The sequence below is a fragment of the Pseudomonas sp. NPDC087336 genome, assembly GCF_044744285.1.
Lineage (GTDB): Bacteria > Pseudomonadota > Gammaproteobacteria > Pseudomonadales > Pseudomonadaceae > Aquipseudomonas.
Map to the genome: position 1 here is coordinate 128914 of NZ_JBIUYA010000003.1, position 21055 is coordinate 149968.

General features: G+C 56.8%; 12 protein-coding genes and 1 pseudogene. 8 read left to right on the forward strand and 5 right to left on the reverse strand.

All coding sequences use genetic code 11. The features are described from left to right. Window positions 1-180: 180 nt before the first annotated feature. The 3 genes from paaY (at window position 181) to feaR (ending at window position 2762) form a co-directional block, all read left to right on the forward strand. Window positions 181-780, forward strand: a complete 600-nt coding sequence (gene paaY, locus ACIO0C_RS04245; RefSeq protein WP_401308260.1) for a phenylacetic acid degradation protein PaaY — start codon at window positions 181-183, stop codon at window positions 778-780. Window positions 781-839: 59 nt separating this feature from the next. Beyond that, window positions 840-1763 carry a phenylacetic acid degradation operon negative regulatory protein PaaX gene (gene paaX, locus ACIO0C_RS04250; RefSeq protein WP_401308263.1) on the forward strand — a complete coding sequence of 308 codons (924 nt, stop codon included), beginning with the start codon at window positions 840-842 and terminating at the stop codon, window positions 1761-1763. 84 nt (window positions 1764-1847) lie between these two features. Continuing rightward, window positions 1848-2762, forward strand: coding sequence for a transcriptional regulator FeaR (gene feaR / locus ACIO0C_RS04255; RefSeq protein ID WP_401308266.1), 915 nt, complete (start codon window positions 1848-1850; stop codon window positions 2760-2762). Between the two features lie 94 nt (window positions 2763-2856). On the opposite strand, the gene tynA is transcribed toward feaR, so the two are convergent. The 3 genes from tynA to ACIO0C_RS04270 form a co-directional block, all read right to left on the reverse strand. Continuing rightward, window positions 2857-5145, reverse strand: a complete 2289-nt coding sequence (gene tynA / locus ACIO0C_RS04260; RefSeq protein WP_401308269.1) for a primary-amine oxidase — start codon at window positions 5143-5145, stop codon at window positions 2857-2859. 147 nt (window positions 5146-5292) lie between these two features. Further along, window positions 5293-5964, reverse strand: a complete 672-nt coding sequence (locus tag ACIO0C_RS04265) for a DUF3313 family protein (RefSeq protein ID WP_401308271.1) — start codon at window positions 5962-5964, stop codon at window positions 5293-5295. Continuing rightward, entirely contained in the window at window positions 5964-6284 is a 321-nt protein-coding gene (locus ACIO0C_RS04270; protein WP_401308563.1) for a hypothetical protein, read from the reverse strand. The genes ACIO0C_RS04265 and ACIO0C_RS04270 overlap by 1 nt, the downstream gene beginning before the upstream one ends. Before the next feature lie 164 nt (window positions 6285-6448). On the opposite strand from ACIO0C_RS04270, the gene ACIO0C_RS04275 reads away from it, so the two are divergent. Both ACIO0C_RS04275 and ACIO0C_RS04280 read left to right on the forward strand, forming a co-directional pair. Beyond that, entirely contained in the window at window positions 6449-7156 is a 708-nt protein-coding gene (locus tag ACIO0C_RS04275; RefSeq protein ID WP_401308274.1) for a response regulator, read from the forward strand. Next, entirely contained in the window at window positions 7153-8508 is a 1356-nt protein-coding gene (locus tag ACIO0C_RS04280) for an ATP-binding protein (RefSeq protein ID WP_401308276.1), read from the forward strand. The genes ACIO0C_RS04275 and ACIO0C_RS04280 overlap by 4 nt, the downstream gene beginning before the upstream one ends. A gap of 268 nt (window positions 8509-8776) precedes the next feature. Here ACIO0C_RS04280 and ACIO0C_RS04285 read toward each other — a convergent pair whose 3' ends face one another. Beyond that, on the reverse strand, window positions 8777-12778 hold the full coding sequence (locus ACIO0C_RS04285) for a hypothetical protein (protein WP_401308279.1): 4002 nt from the start codon (window positions 12776-12778) through the stop codon (window positions 8777-8779). A 322-nt stretch (window positions 12779-13100) separates the two neighbouring features. Then, window positions 13101-14230 (reverse strand): annotated as a pseudogene (locus tag ACIO0C_RS04290) (IS3 family transposase); the annotation flags it as partial. 223 nt (window positions 14231-14453) lie between these two features. On the opposite strand from ACIO0C_RS04290, the gene ACIO0C_RS04295 reads away from it, so the two are divergent. From ACIO0C_RS04295 to ACIO0C_RS04305, 3 genes are all read left to right on the forward strand, one after another. After that, window positions 14454-15059 carry a nuclease-related domain-containing protein gene (locus ACIO0C_RS04295; protein ID WP_401308282.1) on the forward strand — a complete coding sequence of 202 codons (606 nt, stop codon included), beginning with the start codon at window positions 14454-14456 and terminating at the stop codon, window positions 15057-15059. Window positions 15060-15170: 111 nt separating this feature from the next. Beyond that, window positions 15171-19427, forward strand: coding sequence for an AAA domain-containing protein (locus tag ACIO0C_RS04300; RefSeq protein ID WP_401308284.1), 4257 nt, complete (start codon window positions 15171-15173; stop codon window positions 19425-19427). After that, window positions 19420-21000 carry a hypothetical protein gene (locus ACIO0C_RS04305; RefSeq protein ID WP_401308287.1) on the forward strand — a complete coding sequence of 527 codons (1581 nt, stop codon included), beginning with the start codon at window positions 19420-19422 and terminating at the stop codon, window positions 20998-21000. The genes ACIO0C_RS04300 and ACIO0C_RS04305 overlap by 8 nt, the downstream gene beginning before the upstream one ends. Window positions 21001-21055 lie beyond the last annotated feature (55 nt).

The following is a 21055-nucleotide window of genomic DNA, read 5'->3' on the forward strand; positions in this document are numbered from 1 at the left end:
AAATCGCTGTATGTTGCGGATTTAATCCCGGTTTTATTGGGTTTTGTGGCGATCTGCAGGCCAAAAAGCAGGTCGTCGGAAAAGCCCTTTTCAAGTGATACGGTTTTTTGTCTTTGTTAATGTAAAAGTGATGTGATACAAAACAAGTCAATATTTGCATCGCTTTCGAAGGAAGCTGCCATGACCTGCTACAGCCTTGATGGCCTGACCCCGGTGGTTGACCCGAGCGCCTACGTGCATCCGTCCGCCGTGTTGATCGGTGACGTGATCATCGGCCCCCACTGCTATGTAGGGCCGCTGGCCAGCCTGCGCGGTGATTTCGGGCGGATCGTGCTGGAGGAGGGGGCTAACATTCAGGACACCTGCGTGATGCACGGCTTCCCCGACAGCGACACCGTGGTCGAACGCAACGGCCACATCGGCCACGGTGCCGTGCTGCACGGTTGCCGGATCGGCGCGGACGCGCTGGTGGGGATGAATGCGGTGGTGATGGACAACGCGCGCATCGGCCCGCGGTCCTTCGTGTCGGCGGCGGCGTTCGTCAAGGCCGGGTTCGAATGCCCGGAGCAGTCGCTGGTGATGGGCGCACCGGCCAGCGTCAAACGCACCCTCAGCGATCAGGAAGTGGCGTGGAAACAGGCGGGCACTCGTGAGTATCAAGAGCTGGCCAAGCGTTGCCTCACACAGATGCAGGTTTGCGAGCCGTTGGCAGAGCCGGAGCCGGATCGGCCGCGGATCAGTGACCGTGGCCTTCGCCCCAAGGGTAATGGCCCCCTGTAGGAGCGATTAACAGGCAGGTTTTCGGTATATTCCTTTTCTTTTTTCAGCCCGGTACGCCCATGTCGTCCCTGACACCCTTGAACCATCTGATTACACGCTTTCAAGAGCAGACGCCGATTCGCGCCAGTTCCTTGATCATCACCCTGTACGGTGATGCCATCGAACCCCATGGCGGGACCGTCTGGCTGGGCAGCCTGATCCAGTTGCTCGAACCGATCGGCATCAACGAGCGGCTGATCCGCACCTCGATTTTCCGCCTGACCAAGGAGGGCTGGCTGACCGCCGAGAAGGTCGGTCGTCGCAGTTACTACAGCCTGACCGGCACCGGCCGCAGGCGTTTCGACAAGGCGTTCAAGCGGGTCTACAGCACCAGCATGCCGGCTTGGGATGGTTCCTGGTGCCTGGTGATGCTCTCGCAACTGACCCAGGACAAGCGCAAACAAGTGCGCGAAGAGCTGGAATGGCAAGGTTTTGGTGCGATTTCACCCGTGGTATTGGCCTGTCCGCGCAGCGACCGCACCGATGTCAACGCGACGCTGCTCGACCTCGGCGCCCAGGAAGAAACCATCGTCTTCGAAACCACCGCCCAGGATGTTCTGGCCTCCAAGGCCCTGCGCCTGCAGGTGCGCGAAAGCTGGAACATCGAGGAGCTGGCGACCCACTACAGTGAATTCATCCAGCTGTTCCGCCCGCTTTGGCAAGTACTGCGCGAGCAGGAAAACCTGCAGCCGTCCGACTGCTTCCTGGCGCGGATCCTGCTTATTCATGAATACCGCAAACTGCTGCTGCGCGACCCGCAGCTGCCGGACGAGTTGTTGCCTGGCGACTGGGAAGGGCGAGCGGCCCGCCAGTTGTGCCGCAACATTTACCGTTTGATCTACGCCAAGGCCGAGGAATGGCTGAACAGTGCACTGGAAACCGCCGACGGACCGTTACCGGATGTGGGCGAGAGTTTTTATCGACGCTTTGGCGGGTTGAAATAACCCGCCAAGGGTAGGAAGAGTCGCTGTTCAGGAGAACCTGTTGATTGACGTAGACAATAACAATAAGCCTGCGTGAGGCCTGACATGATTTCTACAACCGCACAGCGCCAGGAAGGGTTCGATCAGTGGATCCACCAGATCAACCAGATCTGTGGCGCCTTCAACGCACAACCCCTGGGCGCCGGCTTTGCCGGGCAGATTCGCGAATACCGCAGCGATGCCCTCAAGCTCAGCTTCGTCGATGCCTGCCAGGCGCGGCTGTATCGCACGCCGCAGGAAGTCGCGGCGGGCGAGGGTGGCAAGTATTTTGCCGTGTTCCAGCTCGATGGCACCGCGGGCATGGCCCAGGGCGACGACAGGGTGCTGCTGTCCGCCGGGGACATCACCTTGATCGATGCGGCGCGGCCCAGTGATTTCACCTACAGCGAAAACTCGCGGCAGTTGTCGCTGATCCTGCCGTACCAATTGGTCGAGCAGACCCTGCGCTTCAACCAGGTCAAGTGCGGCCACCGCATCGCTGCGTCGTCGCCGATTGCCATGCTCTCCCATCGGCTGATCCTCGATGCCACCCGCCAACAGCACCTGACCCGCCAGGAAAGCGAAGCGACCCTGGAGGCGATCGTCAGTCTGTTGCGCCCGGCCATCAGCCAGACCGACGATTGCACCGATCCGCACGAACGGACCTTCCGCAAGACCCTGAATTTCATCGATACCCATATCCGCTCCGAAGAACTGTGCCCGGAGTGGCTGGCGCGGGAAGTCGGCATGTCGACCCGTGGCCTGTACCGGATGTTCGCCAAGAAAGGCCTGGTGGTGGCGCGCTACATCAAGAACCGTCGGCTGGACCTGTGCGCCGAATCCCTGCGCCAGTCGGGCAAGGAGCAGAAGCTGTCGGTACTGGGATATTCGTGGGGTTTTTCCGATTCGAGCTACTTTTCAACGGCGTTCAAATCGCGCTTCGGCATTGCGCCGGGCGAGTATCGCAAGCAATACGCTTGATCGCATTTTGCAGGAGCCCGGCTTGCCGGCGAAGGCCTACTTACGGACGCCTTCGCCGGCAAGCCGGGCTCCTACAGTTTTGCGTTCCAACCCGTTATTTCGGTGAATTGAGGTTCAGCGTCGGCGTTTCATCGAAGAAATTCCACGGCTTGAGCAGCACATGCACCCACTCGGTCGGCATGATTGGCCATTCCTCGGCCCTGGCGATGTGGGTGGTGCCGGTGGTCAGCCAGACCACATCGTCGGTGTTCTCGATGGAATGGTTATCCTGGGTGAATTGCCCCAGCCCCGAGTCTTTGTCCGAGCGGTTCGGGTACTTGCCTTCCGGGTACTTTTCCTCCGGGTTGTATTGCGTTACCCACAGCTGCTTGTCCATGAAGCTCAGGCGGTGGTACAGCCATTCGTCCGTGCCGAAGTTGGCACCCTTGGCCACCGGGTGCGTGCCGCCGGCATAGGGAATCAGTTGGTAGGACACCGGATTGCCCACCTTGTTTTCCTTGCTGAGGTTGCTCAGCAGGCGCACGGTCGAGGGGTCGAACTTCTGCGCCGCCTGCTGTTCGGTGCTGACCACACGGGTTTCAGTCTGCATGGTGCTGGTGCGCGGTCCGCCACGGTCGTTGGGCAGCACCACCGGGTTCACTTCCACCAGCGAGTTGCTTTCACCGTCCACGTCCATGTCGAGGCGGAAGTTATAGATGTGCTGGTGCGTGGTGCCAACGATGTTGTGGTCCAGCAGGGTGCCGTAGCGCGTGTCTTCCTTGGCGGTCTCTTCGTGCATGGTCCTGGACTTCACGCCCTTGACCGCTTCGATGCCGGTGGCGCCGGCGTCGATGCCGATGGTGCCGTTCTGCTGGAAGACCCAGTCGAAGATGTAGTCATAGTTGCCGACGGTACTGATCCAGCGCACCACCAGTTCACGCCGCTCGGTGCTGAGGTTGGGCTGGCCCATTTCCTGGTGTTTGTATTCCGGGCCGGCATAGCGCTCGAATACCGCCATGGCGCGTGGAATCGAGGTTGGCGCACCGGTGTAGTCGGCGAGGGTCGCGTCCAGCAGCACGGCGTTTTCCGGGGCGTCTTTGCCACGGGCGATCGGTGAGGTCAGGGTGCCCATGCCGTAGTCGCCGGAATCCAGGTATGCCTTGAAGTACCAGCCCACATCCGGGTCGCCGTAAGGCACGATCATCCCGCCCAGGGAGCCTTCGTACATGATCTTGCGCTTCTTGCCCTTGTCGTCGTAAGTGACCGTGGACAGGATCGGGCCGACCCGCGAATCGAGGCGAACGTGGAAGTCCCAGTTCTGCCAGTGAATGCTGTTGCCGGTGATGGTGTAGTTCTTGCCTTCGGGCTCGATGATTTCCAGCGGTTTGACCGCCACGCCCTTGCGCCCGCGACCGTCGTAGGGCGTCGGTTTCATCGGGACCGGAATGAGCGCTTCGTCTTCGATCTTGATGAGTTTTTTCTGCTCCAGATCGACAATCGCCACCAGGCCCTCGATCGGGTGCGCCCAGTAGTTGCCGTCATCGACATTGAGGTAGCTGACGATCTTCAGCAGGCGCTTGTCCTGGGCCAGCCCGTCCTTGCCGTCGAAGTAACCGACGGTCAGCGGCGTGGCCACGACCTTCTTCACATCGTTGATGCCGCGCTTGGCCAAGGCTTGCGCGTATTCGGGGCTGGTCTCGACGGCGCTTTGCACCGTGGCGAAATCATCCAGCAGCACCATGCCGTGGGCGCCTTCGATCGGCTTCCAGGATTGCAGCGCCTTGCTGTCGAGATCCACCAGCGCTTCGATCACATGCTTGCCGTCCAGCACCACGATATTGGCCTGGCGCGGCTGGGACACGTTTTGCCCGGTGTAGACGAAGTTCCACACCTGATCTTTCGGTGGTTCCTTGACCGATACTTCGGTGAAGCGAAAACCTGGCTTGTAGTGTTTCGATTTCTTGACGACGTCCACCGCCGCGGTGATTTCGTCCGCCGTCAGGGGGTTGAGCGGGTTAGGGCGGGTCTCGACGACGAAGGTCGTGTCCAGGCCCGACTGGAAGACCTGGTTGATGAAGTCCTTGGACATGAACGCTGTCTTGCCCTTGAACACCACCGGCACCGTCAGCTCCATGCGCTTGCCGTTGAGCATGGCAACTTTGCTGTCCGGCTTGACCTTGAGGTAGACCCCGTCCTTGGCAATGGTGAACAGGTTCGAGTAGTCGTCCCATTTGACCGTGGCGCCAAATTCCTCGAGGCCTGCCTGCAGCGGCACCATTTCGGCTTGTCCGCCGTGGGCCTGGGCATTGCTCATGTACATGGGCAGGCCGAGGGCGCTCAGGGAGATGGCCAGGGCGAGCCGGGCAAGCGGTGATCTTTTGGGCGATGCTTTGGCGCTGGACATGTGTGCATTCCTGGGGGAAAAGCCGGTGACTGGCATGCTTGCACTTTGCAACAGCCAGTCGACGCCTGCATTTGGATTCCTGCCAGATTGCTTTGACTGCCTGCCTGAATCACTTTTCCCCAATGGATCCGAATTGGCAAGCAGCCTTTATTTGCGCATCGCCAGATACGACTTGCGCAGGTCGCTGGCCCAGCCGTCGAGCACGCCCTTGACGTTTGCCGTGGTAATGACCTGCTTGTCGTTTTCCAGCGGCACTCCCGTGCCCTTGCGTACCACTTTGGCGACCAGGGTCCTGGTCCCGCCATCGACAAAGGCCACTTCGGTGGCAATTTCACTGTCCTGGTCACGGATCCCGGTGGCGGTGCTGACGCCGGCTACAACCAGGGTGATCGGCAGCCATTCGTAAAAGCGCAGGCCCTGGGTGCTGGCCGTCACTCGGGTGATTGCCGGCCGCACGATCAGGGTTTTGGGGCCCGGGGTGGTGACCACGGTCAAGACCTTGCCCAGCTCGTGCTTGAGCGCCGCATCGTAGTACCAGGTCGTGTCGTCAAGCGTGGTCTGTGGCAGGCGCTTGCTGGGTGCGGGCTGCGGGTAGTACCGGCTCGGTTCGATATAGACCTGTGTGTAGCGGTCGAGCTCAAGCGTCGGGTTTACCCAGCTCAGCACCGGCTCTCCTGAGGGCGACTGGTGCTCCGTCAAGGCGCTGTAGTCTTTCAGAAAGCCTGAATAGGTGTCCGATGTTGCGACTTTTTTGTTGCTGCACGCCGTGAGGACGAGTGTTGCAACGGCCAATAGCGGCAGCGAGAAGCGCTTTCTCATCAAGATGTTCCTGATTGGAGGGGGGAATCTGGAAGGTCTTCCGAGCATTCGATACGCAGATCGCCATGGGCCATGATCCACTGGGTGAACTCGGCGATCGGCACGCGGTGGATGTACTCCACCCAGGTGCCAGTGGTCGGGCTGTATTGCTCGAAATAGCGGCGCAGCACGACATGGGTCCGATCGTCGGTCAGTCCCAGGCACGACTGCTGGAATAGAATCGGCTCGTCGTGTCCTGGCGCACTGGTGCGCTGGTTCAGGATCACCGAATGAGTGCTATCGGTTGTCTCGGTCGCGTAGGTGCTGTTCGAACCCTGCATGGAAGACCTCATGAATTGGAATTCGCGCAGGGTGCCGCAGGGGGGTTGCGACCGTATGTCCGATTGATGTCAGCCAGGCAGGAATGTTGCTGGATTGAAATATATGACCCTGGCGCCGGAATGGTTTTAGATACGCTCTTTTTTTGGCCGTGGATCCCCTTAACGTGAGCAGACTGCTGATCGTCGACGACGATGTGGAAATCCTGTCCCTGCTGAAGCAATTCTTTGTTCAGCATGCCTACGAGGTGGACCTGGCCACCCATGGTGAGGCCATGTGGGCGCTGATCGAAAAAAACCGCCCCGATATCATCATCCTTGACCTGATGCTACCCGGCGAAGGTGGCCTGAGCCTCTGCCAGAAACTGCGGGCGCAGACGGATATTGCGATCGTCATGTTGACCGCGATGGGTGAGCTGAGCGACCGCATTGTCGGCCTGGAACTGGGTGCTGACGATTACCTGACCAAACCGTTCGACCCTCGGGAACTGCTTGCCAGGCTGCGTGCCGTGCAGCGTCGCGCCGGCGAGAAAAGCGCGGGGCACGAGCCGACGCGTCCGGTCATCACCTTCGCCGATTGGCACCTGGACATCACCTGTCGCGAATTGCGTTCGCCCGAGGGTGTGATGATTCCGTTGTCCGCCGGCGAGTTCGATTTGCTGCGGGTGTTTCTCGAGCATCCGCAACGCATTCTCACCCGCGAACAGTTGATCGACCTGGCGCGTGGCCAGGGTCACGATGCCTATGACCGCAGCATCGATGTGCAGGTCAGTCGACTGCGACGCAAGATCGAACCGGACAGCAAGCGCCCGGATCTCATTCGTACCGTGCGTAACGGCGGGTACATGTTCTGCGCCAAGGTGACCCGCTCGTGATCCGTCGTCTTGCCCCGCGCGATACCCTCAGGTCCCGGATTGCCCTGACCATCGTCGCGGCGATGCTCGCTTCGCTGCTCCTCAATGGATTGTTCGTGCAGCTTGCTGGCACCTGGGGCCGCCCGCCCATTGAGCGCACAGGCCTGCTGGAGCAAATCGCTGCGAATGTCCGGGTGATCGAGGCGGCGCCTGTGCCGCTGCGCCCGTCATTGGCCGCCGCCGCGAGCCATCCGATGCTTGAGGTGGTCTGGCACGGCCAGCGGGCCGACTTCCATCTGCCAACGGGCGGTACGCAGGTGGGGCCCGAACATTCGCCGCTGCAGCAATTGCTGGGCGATGTTCCGCGCCGCATTCAAGTCTTCAACCCTAGCGACTGGCCGGCTGAAAGCCCCCAGGCGCACTACGTGGCACTCGTTGAATTACGCGATGGCAGCTGGCTGTCGTTCACGCCGCCGGAACGCAGCTGGGGACTCGATTCAAGCGTACGGATCGCGATCATCATCGCCCTGGGGCTGGTGGCCACCCTGTTGGTCGCCTGGATTGCCACACGGCAACTGGCCAGCCCGCTGCAACGTTTTGCCAGCGCGGCGCGGCGCTTTGGTGATGACTTGCGCGCACCGCCGATCAAGATCGAAGGCCCCGATGAGATACGCCAGGCGATCATCGCCTTCAACACCATGCAGGCCCAGATCCGGCACTTTCTCAGCGAGCGCACCCAGATGCTCGCGGCCATTTCCCACGACTTGCGCGCGCCACTGACGCGGATGCGTCTGCGCAGCGAATTCATGGAAGACCGTGAACAGCAGCGCAAAATGGTGCGCGACATCGAAGAAATGCAAACGATGATCAACGCGGCGCTGGGGTTTTTCCGTGATGAAAGCCACGGGGAGCACGCCACGGCATTCGACCTTTCGGAATTGCTGCAAACGATCGTCGACGATTTTCGCGACCAGGGCATCGACGTCCATTTCACAGGTCCCGCCCATCTGGTGTACGACGGCCGCCCGCTCGGGATCAAGCGCGTGATCGTCAACCTGCTGGAAAACGCCGTGAAGTATGGCCGCAAGCCGGGCATCGAGTTGAAGGAGGGCGGACACCGGATCTGCATCGACGTCACTGACGAGGGCCCCGGCATCCCCGAGTCCGCCCTCGAACAGGTGTTCGATCCCTTTTACCGCCTGGAGACCTCACGCAACCGTGACACCGGTGGTGTGGGGCTGGGACTGTCCGCTGCCCGGGCGATCGTTCGCGAACAGGGAGGCGAACTGACCCTGCGCAATCGCAACGGTCCAGGGCTGGTGGCGTGTGTGGAACTGCCCGGTACTCGCGGCGCCAAGACTAACGAGCGTTAGCCTTTGGCTGAGGGCATTCAAAAAAGATGACTTTTTGAGGGGTGTAAAATCAATAGGTTGTGCATCTTTTTTGACATGACCGCTTCATGGGTTTTTCAGTTTTGTTGATAAAAGCCTTTGAAGTTTTCGAAATAAATGAACCAGCTTCGGCTGGTTTTTTATCAACCTCCCATGGCAAGAAGAAATCGGCCGGATGCACACGTTCGTGACCATCCCCCAAAAGCCGAAGTTTCAGTCTCAAGGCCACTCCCGGCCCGAAGTCGGTTGCTCATGCCTTCTTCTCCTTGGGGTTCAGCCAATCAAGGACCTCCTGGCATATAGCAGGTTCGCCGAGGTCGGCAATCAAGGTATCCTCGGCTTTTTCGCTCGGTCCGGTCTTCACCCATGCGAGCGATGAGTGATTGTCGGGAAGAAGCTGCTCGATAGCTGACCTCGAAGACTCGTCAGGTCCTACCGCGGGCCAAAGCATTAAGAGGAGAAGAGCTCGCCGCTTAGCGATCGCCGATATTCCGCGCGCTAGCTCAAGGCGCTCCTGAAGATCCATTCGACATGCTGCGATGAGGGTCAACATGGCGGCGATTGATGGCTCGCGCTTTGCCAAGAGATCTACGGTGATCTGGTCAATTACTGCAGAGTCCAGTATTTGTACCTCCATCAACATCGCGCGGGCTGCCGCGCGCATGACGTGAATGCGACCTGGCGTAACTGCGAGCTCTAAAAGCCGTTCTTGGAATGTGCTTCCGCCCTGCACAGCGATGATTCTGAACAGGTTAGCCCGGACCAGCCAGTCAGAGGTCCTAAGCGCGATCTCCTGTAGCTTTTCAAGAATTTCCGCATCCAGTGGTGCAAGACCCGCGATCGCATTGACTGCCGAGCGCGCGATGGGGAATTCATCCTCTTCGCCATAGAACCGTGATGATGAAGACCATTGATCGTGCGCTAGATGCAGTAGCACTGGAAGATGGTTCAGATGAGGCTTGTCCCCTAGCAGGCGGACCAAGGCCTTCCTCACCGGGCTTCCCTGGGCATGTGCCAAAGCGAGTAATTCCGCCGGTAGGGGCGCCGTGATATTGGCTCCAACTTCAAGGAGCGCCTTCGCCACGACATGGGAATATCTATGGTCGAGCGCTCCGGCGGCAATATCCTTCATTCCCAGCGCAATGGCGGCGTCAATTGCCTCGACGCATGATTCGTGATCGTCGCTGTGGGCGAGGGTCCACTTTATGTCCGCGCGTGCAGAGCCTGGAAGATCAAGGTGTCGACGAATGCGTAACGCACGCACGCTCTGGCTTGATCGGACCGGCCTGGCCAGAAGGGCGATAGCGGCCGAAGATAAAGGTAGCGCTTCTTCTTTCACGCTTTTCTGGGCTGCTCTGCAAAGCTCGCGAAGCTCAGGATCGAGGTGATTCAGAGCAATTGTAGCGGCTGCTTCATGCTTGTCGCCGTCGCCTTTGTGCCGGTCGTGAAGATTTGCAAGGTCGATCATGAGTTCGACAACCCGTTCATCCTTTCCAAGCTGACGAAGGTCATCGGCAATCGGCGGCAGTATGTCTGGTGTTTTTTCAATGACGCACGCCAGTGCTGCATGCCGTACTGCGGCTAGTGAAGACCCCTCACGGACGCGGGAAAGAAGCTGCTCCCGATACTGCTCGTCCCAATGCTTCACCATGATTAACCATAGGGCATCCTCTTCGTCGCTACCGAATGCGGCGGCGAATGCACCAGCGATTTCGTCGTTAGACGGCGGCCCGGTATCTGCTTCCCTCATGAGAGAGCGCATCCAATAGGGTAGGAGCGGCGCGGCGTGTCGGTGCTGCGCGAGACAGCGCCACCCGTTCACTTCACGCACACGATCGGCATAGGCTTGTAGAAACTGCGCCGCCGTATAACCATCATCATTGTCGGAGAGATGTTCGGCATAATCGCTGTTGTAGACGCCATTGATGATGGCAAGGTGGGTCGCACGCGTCTCCGCCTGCTCGTCAGGTGTTGGTGTGAGTACCTCGATCGCTGCATCTACGATAGGCTCGAAGCTGTCAAGATCGCGCAAGGCGCCGGCAGCGATAACATCGCAGGAGTGGATTACCCCATAGCGGACGATGGCCGCAGCTGTTTCGAGATAGGCTGAGGTAAGGTCGGGCGCCAAGCGATTGAGGTCTTCGACAAAAGACAAACTGTAGTGATCGCGATCATTTGGCAGTATTTCTCGGATATAGCGCCCGGCGATCAATGCAGTCGTTCGATCTGCACGTAGGCGGTCATACCAGGCTTCGGGATGTTCAGGACTCTCCCAAAAATGCATACCAGCAAAGCTCTGATCCGGTCGGTGTAGAAGGTAGCGAGCAAACTCGGCAGCGTTGGACGCAGGTGACCCCGCCGCAGCTGCAAGCTTTGCATACTCGCTCAATTTGAAAGAAGGGTCGAGGAGGCGATCAGATAGCCAGGCGTCGATCTTTGCTGCCGCTTTAGGGCGCGGAAGGAGCCTCAGCTCTGGGATACGCTGTGCAGCAGCGACGATGCGCGCGGCGATCCCTGCTCCCCAATCTTCCCCAGGTCCATCTGGATCGGTCAGTACGTCGAGGAGCGTCCGCAATGCGAGGGTTACGGGAATCGAATGGCGCTTGAGTGCCGCTTCTACACCGGCTTCGACACGGGGATGATAATAACTTACGTCCCCTGCGCCTGAACGCAGGTTGCGTGCGGCGACGAAAAAATCCACCAAAGGCATAATGCCTTTTTCGAAGGCCGGCAGCGATTCGGCAAGATTAAGCTCCAAATTGCGAAGCATCTGGAGTGACAGATGATCGCTTGCCTTCAGGAACCCCCAGATAACGGCTGCGGCTCGAACATCTTCACGCTCTTCAATTTGCTGAACGACTGTTAATTCAATCGACTGCTCATGAGCTTTGGCGATCGCGTCGCCTATGAACGCATGCTCACCATATTTCTGTGGACGCCCCATAGTGCGCAGCGCATCGAAAAATTTTTCGATTTCAAGCGGGGTTGCCAAACTATCGAGTACCTGCGGCTCTGCCCCGGCCGCCAGTAGGCGTACGTCCCTTGGCAGAGTATCGATTCTTGTGCGATAGAGCCGCTGTCGCTCAGGCTTACCGTAATGTTCTGCCTCGAGCCGAACCACCCACGGATCAACCGATTTCAGCGCGCCTGACGACATGGCCACGTCCCGCCGGCTCGTCGCTATGATCATTCTATCGGCACGTGCTCGCCCAAGCCATTGGGCAAGTTCGTCGTTCCAAGGCCGGTTTGCAGGATCGAAATCGTAGCGGCCCCACGGATCCTCGATGTCATATAGAACAGGCGGCGACGTCACGTCATCGCGCAGCTGTTGCGGGCTGCGGATTGGAACGCGGGTCAACTCTGGGTTCTCGCGGTGAAGCTCTTCGTAGAGTTTGCTTGTCGCGAGCGTTTTTCCAGTCCCGGATTGACCAATGATAATAGCGGCGTATTTAGGGCTTCCCATCGCGTCGCGCAGATCTTGCCAGTTTCGGGGGTGGACATAGTTGTCGAGTTGCGGCGAACTCGCGAGGTAGCCGTCGTGGCTGCGGATCACCTGCGCGAGATCTTCCCGGCGCCAGCGTCCTTCGCCCGCGCGTCGAACGCGCAGCCGTGCCTCTTCGCGGAGCGCGCGGAGGCACTCGATCCAGCGTGAGTTCGGAACTCCAAACCGTTCGATCAGGAGTCGTTTAATTTCTTGGATTAAGTGTTCTACGCCCAAATTGCCAATGACGGCGACGCGCCCCGCGGCTCCTGCCGGTAACTCCTTGACCATCGAGGCAGGCATTCCGCTGCTATGAGGCCAACTCCCAGGACGCTTGATTGCTAGCCCTCTCGTTTTTCCGTTTAAAGCCGCGCTTGTTACTAAAAGGTATCGGATAGTAGGGGAGGCCAACCGCCGCGCTGCCGATAATCGGGTCGCACTTCCATGTTTCAGGACACGACTTATGCCCTTGACGGTCCAGGCGTCGCCGCTGCGGAGTTTTGCCTGCACGACGAGGGTGTAGCCATCCAGACCTACTTTTGTTGCTACGCGCCCGGGCTCGTCGTCTGCCAGTTGCGCTTCGAGATCCTCCTCGCTACTGGGCTCAAGTTCGACCATCTGAGTCAGGCCAGTACCAAGCATTAGATCGAGGGCCAACCAGATGGAGATGTCGACTTGATAGTCATAGCCAGCGAGAGAATGGGCGCCTGAACCTGCCTCCTCCCCAGCGTCACGGTCTGCTGGGAACATCGGCTCCTGATCCTCTTCCATCTCATTTCACTCCGAATTGCGCGCCTGCGTTTCTACAACGGTAGGCATATCCTACTTGAATTCCTATAAGCCCCTGTTATAGGGCAAAAAAGGAACGCATTCCGTGCATTTGCAGAGAACGAGGCACCTACCAAGCCCTAAAGGCCGAAGTGAAAATGCCTAACAAAGGAAACCTCCTGCAAACCTATTTTTTTCACTGTTAACCGCACTGATTAACAGTGAAAAAAGTCGGTTTACAGAATCAGCAGTGCACCGAGTTGACTACCTGGTTGGGCGTTGCCGAGACGCCCTGAATCGCCCCGGGTTTCGTAGACACCTTGCAACTCATTGCGTAACGCTTTTCAAACTCTACCGGTGACAGCTGATTGTTGAAACCATGACGGCGTTTTGCGTTGTAGAACATCTCGATGCAGTCGAACACATCGCTACGAGCATCTTGCCGCGTGGTGTAGATCTCCGCTTGATACGCTCCCGCTTTAGAAGCTGGAAAAAGCTCTCGGCTACGGCGTTGTCATGACAGTTGCCTCGGCGACTCATGCTGGCAACCAAATTATTCGCCTTCAAAAAACTGCGCCAATCGGTGCTGCTGTACTGGCTGCCTTGGTCGGAGTGAACCATCACCTCCTGTTTCGGTTTACGCCTCCAAACCGCCATCAATAACGCATCAATGGCCAGATCACTGGTCATCTGCGACTTCATTGACCAGCCAACGACCTGTCGAGAAAACAGATCCAGCACCACAGCCAAATACAGCCAGCCTTCGTACGTGCGAATGTAGGTGATGTCGGTGACCCACACTGTGTTGGGTTCTACGACATCGAACTGGCGCTTCAGTAAATTGGGTGAAGCGACTGCTGGCTTACCTCCGTACTTTCCAGGGCGTCGTCGATACCCTGTCTGAGAGCGCAGCCCCTCAAGACGCATCAGCCTCGCCACACGATGCCGACCACAATCTTCACTGACCTCGCGAAGATCATCATGGATTTTGCGATAGCCATACACTCCGCCACTCTCCAGCCATGAATGCTTAATCAAACCCAGCAATCGCTGATCATCTTTAGCGCGTGCAGATTGCGGCTCAGACAACCAGGCGTAATAACCACTGGGATGGACTTTCAGCGTCAGGCAAAGCCGTCGAATGGAATAGTCGCCCGCGCGCTGCTTGATAGAGGCGTACTTTAGCCGCACTCCTTGGCAAAGTACGCGGCGGCCTTTTTAAGATGTCTCGCTCTTCAGTGACCCGCTTGAGTTCCGCTCGCAGTCGACGCAGTTCAGCGTGCTGGTCATCGTCTTGCTGCCGTTCTTCTGTTTGCTGTAGCGCTTTATCCACGCATAGAGGCTATGCGTCGACACACCAAGACGGGCCGCTACGTCAGCGACGGGAAGCTTCTTTTCGGTCACTTGATTGACCGCTTGGATTTTGAATTCTTCGGGATAACGCGGGTTGCTCATGGCACCTCCTGATTGGCCTCATTTTAAGGCATGGAGGTGTCTACGAAACCCGGGGCGATTCAATCGGACGACTTGAAGCTGTGCCCAAACAGCGTGATATCCATTTGCCATGCTCCTTAATGAACTATAGCTTGGAGAGATGCCACATTGGACATGGGGGGGAGACAGGCTTGAACCCGCTGATTCAGCGCGCCGGTCTCCCCGACAAAGGAAAGGAAACAGTATGAAGGTAATCGTTAAGGGTAGGGGCCTGCATGCCAGCGAAACAAAGGCACTCACTCGGATGGAGGCAGAGCTACGGAATTCATGGCATTCCTATGCCTCCGTTCTGATTTGTGATTCGCAAGGGTCGATGGAGTTCGATCTGATCATGGTCACCCATGACCGAGTTCTTGTTGTCGAACTGAAAGAGTGGCGGGGTAAGCTGACTAGCTACGATGGCAATTGGTATATCGACGGTAAGAGTCGTGGTAAGAGCCCGTATCATACAAAACGGGACCAGGCTATCCGCCTAAAAAACATCCTGGCGAAAGAACTGCAGCACAAGCTCGGTTACTACCCATTCGTAGAGGCCCATGTGGTGCTGTGTGGGAAAGCTACTCCTGAGCATCTGCCGTCAAGCGAACAACTCTATGTTCATAGGCTTGAGGATTTTCTCAAAATCAACGACACCGCGGCCTACGACGCTCTCGTGCAAAAAAATCAGATGATCAAGTTCGATGGCATCAGTCGCCTCCGGCCGAATGATCCTGTGAACTTGAAACATTTCGATGAGTTTTTTCGCGGCCGACTCGTGAAGCTAGCCAACTTCACAGTTAAGGGGTATTAGGCTGCCGAAACACCTGATCACCTGCATGAGGGCAAGCTGTTCGCGGAGTACCCCGCTACGCATGTGGAATCCCGTGTCCGGCGCTCCATGATTCGGCGTTGGGATCTGGATATGCTTGGTATTATTAACCGCGAAGATAGCATCTGGAAAAAAGTGGTTAGCCGGGAGAATCACCTTTACAGCAATGCCTCAGCAACCAACAGCCTGTTGCAACAGTACATGTTACGTCCATTGGACGCCCCCGATGATGACAACATCACCGTCGACTGTGTGGCAATGTACGAGGTTAAACAGAATACGCGCCGACTGAGTGAGTACATAAGCCTCAACGCGCACAAGTGGAGTCCAGATCGAAAGCTAGATATTGTGCGGGCGCTGCTAGCGCCTTTTGCAGAGCTGCATAGCTTGGGCAGCGCTCACCGAGACATTCAGCCGCAGAACCTTTGGTACGCGGAAGATAGTGCTTACATCCTCACCAGCGGCTACCACGCCGCCTTCATCCCAGAAAAGGGCACAGTGAGGGATCAGAGTCGTCTTCTAAAAAGCGCCTCGACCCTGACCCCTGAAGATGTCTATGGAGGTGAGGGAGAGCGAATAAATCCCTTCGCTCAGGACGTTTATCTACTGGGTATTGTGGCACACAAGATTTGCTTTCCTGACCAGAAATTGGATGAGGAGGAAGGCGTTTCGATCTGGACGCCGGTTGAAAACGACCCTTTTGACGGCAAGCTCAATGCCTTTTTTAAGAAAGCGATGGATCTGGAGTATCAGAACCGGTTTGCTAACGCTGCCGAAATGCTCGCGGAATTCAATGCGATCTCCTTGGGCAATGACCGGTCCTTCGATGACACCGCTGAAGTTATTCAGGCTTTGAGCGCCGGTGGTTTCATCAATAGGGATCTCAGCCCATTTACTCTCCAGGGAGTCTTTCCGCCGGTGCCGGGCGAATCGGTATCATTTTTTGGCGAGAAGATCTCCTATCGGTGCCTGGTTAACGGCGAGCAGTGTCTGCTGAAACTCTGGCAGCACGCTCGCATCGACATCCAGAATCCGGCAGCCAACCGCCGCTTGCTTCGCATGCGCCGTCGGATAGAGAGGGCTGTCGAAGCCAAGCTGCCCATCTCTGGTGTTGTTCATTATGGTCTGTTCGGTGAGGGGGCCGGGCTCTTCATTGTTACTCGCTATGAAGATGGCATCACTTGGCGAGAGCACGTGCCGAAACTCGTTACCCCGGCGAAAAAGCTGGAGAGTGCCCTTGCACTTTGCGATCTGACTATCCAGGTTCATGCCAGTGATTTCGCACATGGTGACTTGCATCCCGACAACATTCTGGTTGGTAGTAGCGAAGGTGAGGGTAGCCAAGCGATAAAAATTTTGCTGATTGACGCCCTGGATTACGGAGACACCAGCGACCCCTACAACGTGGAGTATGGCCCGGCCAACCCAACAGCGACCGACGGATTCGGGCGCGATAGGTTTGCTATCTACCGCATGGTAGAAGAGTTATTTGCCGAGGATATTCCCCGAGAACTAGCGGTTGAAATTCAGGCCGCAGCAGCGCAGCCCGATCATGTCCCGGTGGATCTGGCACTTCTCCGGGCGGCCTTGCAGAACGAGGCCGATCGCCAGAATTCACCACCTAAGATGGCACAGCTCCCGTTACGTCTAATTCATCTAGACCCGCAATTGCCAGAAAAACCGAGCCTGCTGCAGAAGGAAGGGGCTGAATATCATTTGGGGGTCAAACGGGCCAATGACAACCCAATGCATCTGTTTTTCACCATTACTGCACACGAACAAACATTGCGCGTCATTCTCGATCCCGAGGCCAGGATTCTCACCGCGGCGTGGATCAAGGACTCAGGGCTTGGCGACTACGCCAGCGACGGACAGCGATCGCAGTGCAGCTTCACGACTCCTATTACGGTCGAACGTGGCGTCATGGATTCGGGCAAGCCCAATTCTTTCATCGAGTTTCTGATGAACCAAGACGCTGTATTGGACCTGCTGGTTGAGATGTTTGAGTCCAAAGAGGGCGCTCAGGATGGCGAAGCCCACTCAGAAAAGAGCATTGAGCAGACGATCAAGCCTTTCCACATCTGGCAGACCTTGCTCGAAACGGAGGGTGAGCAGCGACAGACGCTCGAGTTACGTAGTGCCGATATCGGGGAAAGTAAGTCGGGTGCTTGGCTAATTCCCTGTGTACTTCAGAGCGGTAACGAACTGGAGTTCCCAGCTGATGAAATCGAGGAAATCGGTGTTTATCTAGCTGAGGAAAGTAGTCCTTTTGGCTGGGTCATCCCTGAAGAGTCCAACGATGAAACCTTGGCGGTCAAGCCACGCGGGGAAGCCCTTTTTACCTTCAAAAAGCGGGTGGGCGAGGGAACGGAGATATTCCTTGAGTCCAAGCGTAACCATGCCTCACGGTTCCGTCGGAAGAAAGCAATGGAACGGGTTTTGGCTGGCAATTCAAGAATTCACAGCCTGCCCGGGTACTTCGATGAGGAAGGAAATGTACGCGCTAGCCTAGAGCACGAGATACCAGACGAGGTGGCAATCCGCAGCCGGTATGATCGCCGCAACGGCTCAGATGAAGTGCTCAATCCAAAGCAGATTCTGGCGTTTCAGCGGGTGGTCAGCCAGTCACCCATATCCGTACTTCAGGGCCCTCCCGGTACCGGTAAGACGGCCTTCATCAGCAAATTGATTCACTATCTGTTCGAAAATAAGCTCGCCGGCAGTATCTTGCTGGTAGGCCAATCCCACACGTCTGTGGATACCGTGGCAATCAAGGCCAAGGAGCTCTGTGAGGAGTTGGAGACGAAAATCAGCTTGGTGCGCTTGGGCCGGGAGCAGCAGATTGACGAAAAGCTTTTGCAATGCCACTCCAGCTCAATCCAACGTAAGATGCGCTACAAATTTCAGCGCGAGTACGAAAAGCGCATCAATGCGCTGGCCTCCCGTCTCATGCTGGACCAGGAGTTCGTCGCCGAAGTTGCTAAGCTACACCGCAGTATTAGCCCGCTGCTTTCTAACATCGCCGTATTGCTTGGAAGCATCAACGAACAGAGCGATGGTCGAGAGCTGAGCCAAGACCGGCAAGACCGCATTGACGAGTTAAAGCGTAGCCTAGAGTCCTGTAAAGACTTCGTCAGGAGCAACATAGAGACGCGAGGATATGAGTTCAATCTGCCGGAAATCACGGACCCTGCGTACTGGTCGGAGCTCACGAACCACATCGCTATGCGCCATGGAGTTACTAACCAGATCGCCATCCAGCGACTGAATCAACTGATCGGTATCAGCCAAGACTGGATCGATGTTCTCGCATCAGCCTCCTCAAGCTTCGATCGGTTCTTCGTCAAGTCTAGCCAGTTGGTCGCGGGGACCCTGGTGGGTATGGGAGCCAAGTGGTTGAGTCTCGAAGAACAAGAGTTCGACTGGGTAATCGTTGATGAGGCTGGCCGTGCTCAGGCTTCTGAACTTATGATTGCTCTGCAGTGCGCGAAGCGTGTTTTGCTGGTGGGAGACCACTGCCAACTGCCTCCACACTATGAGCAGTCACATATCCGGCATGTCGCTAGGCAGTTGCAGATCAGCGAAGCAGAGGTCAGTAAAACCGATTTCGAACGGGCGTTCATCGCCAACGACGGCTTAACCTTGGATCTCCAGTACCGGATGATTGAACCGATCGGTGACATCATCTCCACCTGCTTCTATAAGGGGCAGCTCCAAAGTCACCGAAAGAAAGCCCCTGAGTGGTATGAGGAGCTTCCTTACCCGTTGAATAAGCCCGTCACCTGGATCGATAGCGGCAGCGGCTCCCGGGCTGTTGTTGAAGACAATGACGGCAAAGGATCCGTGACTAACCGTCATGAATATGAGGTGTGCAGGGACATTCTTAGACAGTTGGCGCGTTCACAATCGCTGGAAAACCTCAGGAGCCAGAAGTCAGAGAAGCATCCATTCCCGATCGGCATCATCGTCATGTACCGGGCGCAGAAAAAACTGTTGGAAAATGAACTGTCCCGGGCGGAGTGGGCCGCCCCCATCCGCGATCTCATCAAGATCGAGACAGTGGATGCCTACCAAGGACAAGAGAACGCCATAATCATCTTGAGTCTGGTCAGAAACAACCCCGACCGAAAACAAGGCTTCCTAGTCGAGGCCTCGCGCATCAACGTGGCGCTATCCCGAGCCCAGGAACGCCTCGTAGTGATCGGTTCCAAGCACATGTGGGAGAGTTCGAATGCGAACTCGTCCCTCGCCGACGTCTTGGCGTTCATCAGTGAGCAGAGTGCTGCAGGCAACCAAAATTACGAGTTTGTGGACGGAACCACCATGATCGAGGCCGCCAAAAATGCTTGATGAAATGGATATTGTTGACACCAGTGGCGTGCGTCTGTGCAACACGATATCGCTGCTGATCCCAGCCTACAGCTACCATATTAACTGCGCCTGGACGCAGGAAGTCCCGCTGCCTGCGATTGAGGAATTTACTTGCCGGCTTCTTATCGCCTTGCAGGAGGTGCTCCCTGGAGAAATTCAGGATTATTTCGGCCTGAGCAATCGGGAGTGCGAGGTTCTAATCGAGACGTTGCTCAAGAACAAGTTGGCCACGTATACCAACGAGGGCTTGTTAGCACCTTCCAGCATTTTGTTGGACCGAACCAAAGGCAACCCCGAGATCCCTCCTAGACTTACCAAGTATGAAGAGCGCACGGAAACCGTCGTTTTCGAGGCGTTAACAGTGTCTGTCATGCCGTCCAATTCGTACAACCGCAGTCGCTTCGGCCTACGGCAACTCCCTATACCTACCGAGAACCAGAGCCCACCACCTGAAACCATCACCGAAGCCTTCGGCGGTCAGTATCGGGCGTTCTTGGATTACTCCCGTCGACAGGAACATGAGATCAAAAACACCCGCCTGTACAAAGTGGGCGGCTGCAGCGCTGGCAAGTTTGTGCAGATCCCCATCGATCTTGAAATCTGGCTGCGCCCAACCGAGAAAGGAGACGTAGAGGTCCTCAAAAAAGTCGCTGAGAGGATCAGTGGCTCACGGCAGAGGCCGCTATCGATGGAGGTTGAGTCGAAAATTTCGGACTATCTCAACAGCGTGAAAATGCCGTCCAAGGGCATGAGTCTAATACGTTATTGCATGCTATTCGATGACTATGTCCTTGACCGATACATTGATGAACGCGGGCTGGATCTCAACCGCTGGCTTATCGATCATGCCAACCGCAAGACGGGTTATGGGGGAAGCGCGACGCGTTCGTTGATTGGCCCGATTTTCAACAGCAATAACAAAAAAACCCTCGACCGCATGCTTGAAGATCTCGCGACCGATTGGAAGCCAGGTGAGGTTCACCGGGCATTCTGGCTGTCCAGTTCTGTACCCTTCTGGGGCGCAAACGGGTATCTGCTGAATGAATTCTGTAACGAGGTCGCCAAACGCCTTACTGAGGACCGTAAAGGTCGGGGAATTATCGCTGCGATCATGCCGTTCGAGGGTAAGGAGCACCTTAGTGCCCTGAAACAGGGTTTTCACACCAGGTTGCCCCATGCCATTGCGTACGATGGGGCAGACCTGCAGACACAGGTGGAGATTTTCTTGGTTCCTGGCCAGCTCGCCGTCGTGCAGTACCACTTCCAGCCGGATGTCGAGAGCGCCATTACGGTACCGATTGGCTATGTCACAGTCGACAAGGAACGGATCACCAAGATTGAATCCTATCTCGACAATCTGGTGAAAGGGCGGGGTAAGCCGCTAATGGCCTGGACAGACGCTGGTTTGACTGTCGATGCGATCCTAGGAGACTGTCGTACAAGTTTCTGCGAAGCCAACCGTAAACCCATCCTATCCATGGACAAGGCCGCCTTGGCGCGCAGAGCTCAAACGAAACAGGATGACGAAGCGGGCGAAGAGTCCTCGACTTAACTGTAATCAGTATGGTGAGTTTGTTAACTCAGCACTGAGCAGGATCAACTGGTTT

Coding starts and splice junctions, on each gene's coding strand:
- paaY (WP_401308260.1), top strand. CDS start 181: ATGACCTGCTACAGCCTTGATGGCCTGACCCCGGTGGTTGACCCGAGC.
- paaX (WP_401308263.1), top strand. CDS start 840: ATGTCGTCCCTGACACCCTTGAACCATCTGATTACACGCTTTCAAGAG.
- feaR (WP_401308266.1), top strand. CDS start 1,848: ATGATTTCTACAACCGCACAGCGCCAGGAAGGGTTCGATCAGTGGATC.
- tynA (WP_401308269.1), bottom strand. CDS start 5,145: ATGTCCAGCGCCAAAGCATCGCCCAAAAGATCACCGCTTGCCCGGCTC.
- ACIO0C_RS04265 (WP_401308271.1), bottom strand. CDS start 5,964: ATGAGAAAGCGCTTCTCGCTGCCGCTATTGGCCGTTGCAACACTCGTC.
- ACIO0C_RS04270 (WP_401308563.1), bottom strand. CDS start 6,284: ATGCAGGGTTCGAACAGCACCTACGCGACCGAGACAACCGATAGCACT.
- ACIO0C_RS04285 (WP_401308279.1), bottom strand. CDS start 12,778: ATGGAAGAGGATCAGGAGCCGATGTTCCCAGCAGACCGTGACGCTGGG.
- ACIO0C_RS04295 (WP_401308282.1), top strand. CDS start 14,454: ATGAAGGTAATCGTTAAGGGTAGGGGCCTGCATGCCAGCGAAACAAAG.
- ACIO0C_RS04300 (WP_401308284.1), top strand. CDS start 15,171: ATGCTTGGTATTATTAACCGCGAAGATAGCATCTGGAAAAAAGTGGTT.
- ACIO0C_RS04305 (WP_401308287.1), top strand. CDS start 19,420: ATGCTTGATGAAATGGATATTGTTGACACCAGTGGCGTGCGTCTGTGC.